At 69.0% G+C, this 1,693-nt stretch carries 3 protein-coding genes; all 3 read right to left on the bottom strand.

Going from position 1 to position 1,693, the window contains the following annotated elements; all coding sequences use genetic code 11:
- Window positions 1-161: DUF1427 family protein (locus ACZJYS_RS24225; protein ID WP_493180633.1), on the bottom strand; the 161-nt coding region annotated here is incomplete at its 3' end.
- A gap of 21 nt (window positions 162-182) precedes the next feature.
- A complete protein-coding gene (locus tag ACZJYS_RS24230) occupies window positions 183-836 on the bottom strand; it encodes a hydrolase (protein WP_493180631.1) in 654 nt (217 codons plus the stop codon).
- Between the two features lie 183 nt (window positions 837-1,019).
- Window positions 1,020-1,693, bottom strand: a 674-nt coding sequence (locus ACZJYS_RS24235) for a TRAP transporter large permease subunit (protein ID WP_493180632.1), incomplete at its 5' end; no start/stop codon positions are given.

Below are 1,693 nucleotides of genomic sequence, written 5' to 3' on the forward strand. Positions count from 1 at the left end.
GCCAGCAGGCGCTTCGCCACGGGAACGGCCTGCTCGCCGAGCAGGATGCCAAGGAGGCCGACCAGCGCCACCACCGGCGGCGCCGGCGAACGGACGTTGAGCAGGCTGTAGACCACGCCAACCAGCAACCCGGCGCCAAGCGAGAGGAGATAAGGCTTCATCGCGGCCTCCCCGGCGCCGGGTCAGCCCTCGTGGGCGTTGAACATCGTCTTGGCGTAGGTGATGCCGAGGCCGTAGCCGCCGCCCAGCCGCTTGGCGATGCCGGTGGTCATCTCGTAGGTGCCGGTGCGCGCCCAGTCGCGCTGCAGCTCCAGCAGGTATTGCAGCGCCGTCATCGGCCGCGCGCCGGCCTGGACCATGCGCTCCACCGCCCGCTCATGCGCCTCGGCCGAGATGTCGCCGCAGGCATCGGCGACGACATACACCTCGAAGCCCTGGTCGAGCGCGGACAGCGCGGGACCTACGATGCAGACGGAGGTCCAGAGCCCGGCCAGCACGATGCGCGGCTTGCCGATGCGGTTGACCTCCGCGATCACCGCCGCGTCCTCCCAGGTGTTCATCGAGGTGCGGTCGAGCAGCGCCTGGCCGGGAAAGGGCGCCGTCACCTCCTCGAACATCGGCCCGGAGAAGGATTTCTCGGCTACGGTGGTGAGGATGGTGGAGACGCCGAAGCCGGCCGCGGCGGCGGAGACGAGGCCGGCGTTGTTGCGCAGCTGCACCGGGTCGATCGACTTGGTGGCGAAGGCCATCTGCGACTGGAAGTCGATCATGATCAGCGTGTGGTCGCCCGGGTTCAGCAGCAGCTTGCCGGGGGTCGGGGTCGCGGTGGGGGCCATGGCGGTGTTCTCTCGGGCTGTTGCATCAGGCCCTCCGCCCCGGCCGGATCACCGGCGGGGCTTCTGGCGCTGCGCGCAGCATGGCCCGGCCGCGCAACCATGGGCTTGCATGGTTGAGACCTGTTTTCCGGCGGCAACGAAAACCTGGCGGGCGGGGCGGCGAGGCCCCGCCCGGCCGCCCGTTCAGCCGAGGGCGCGTGGCAGCCACATCGAGATCTGCGGCAGGTAGGTCAGGAGCAGGATGTCGAGCAGCAGCACGAAGTAGAAGGGCAGCATGCTCTTCAGGATCTGCTCGATCCGCAACCCGGCCACCTGGCAGGCGACGAAAAGGTTGACCCCCACCGGCGGCGTCGTCATGCCGACCGCGAGGTTCACGATCATGATGATGCCGAAATGCACGGGATCGATGCCCATCACCACCGCGACCGGCGTCAGGATCGGCGCCAGGATGGTGATCGCGGCACCCGTCTCCAGGAACATCCCCACCAGCAGCAGGAAGACATTGACCAGGAGCAGGAAGACCTTCGGATCGTCCGACAGGGCGATGAAGAAGCGGGCAATCATCTCGGGGATGCGGTTGGCCGTCAGCACCCAGCCGAACACGCTGGCGGCCGAGATGATGATCAGGATGACCACCGTGCTGAGCAGCGAGACGCGCAGCGCCGTGAAGAGGCGCGCCGGCGTCAGCGTGCGGTAGACGGCGGCGCCGACGAAGAGCGCGAAGAACACCGCGACCGCCGCCGCCTCGGTGGGCGTGAAGATGCCGCCATAGATGCCGCCCAGGATGATCACCGGCAGCAGCAGCGGCAGCAGCGCCGCGCGGAAGGCGGCGCCGATGCCCTCGGGCTCGCCCAGCC

Source organism: Roseomonas sp. TS2, from assembly GCF_058833935.1.

What these genes read in the sequence shown, in the direction of transcription:
- ACZJYS_RS24230 (WP_493180631.1), bottom strand. Translation starts at nt 836, where the DNA reads ATGGCCCCCACCGCGACCCCGACCCCCGGCAAGCTGCTGCTGAACCCG.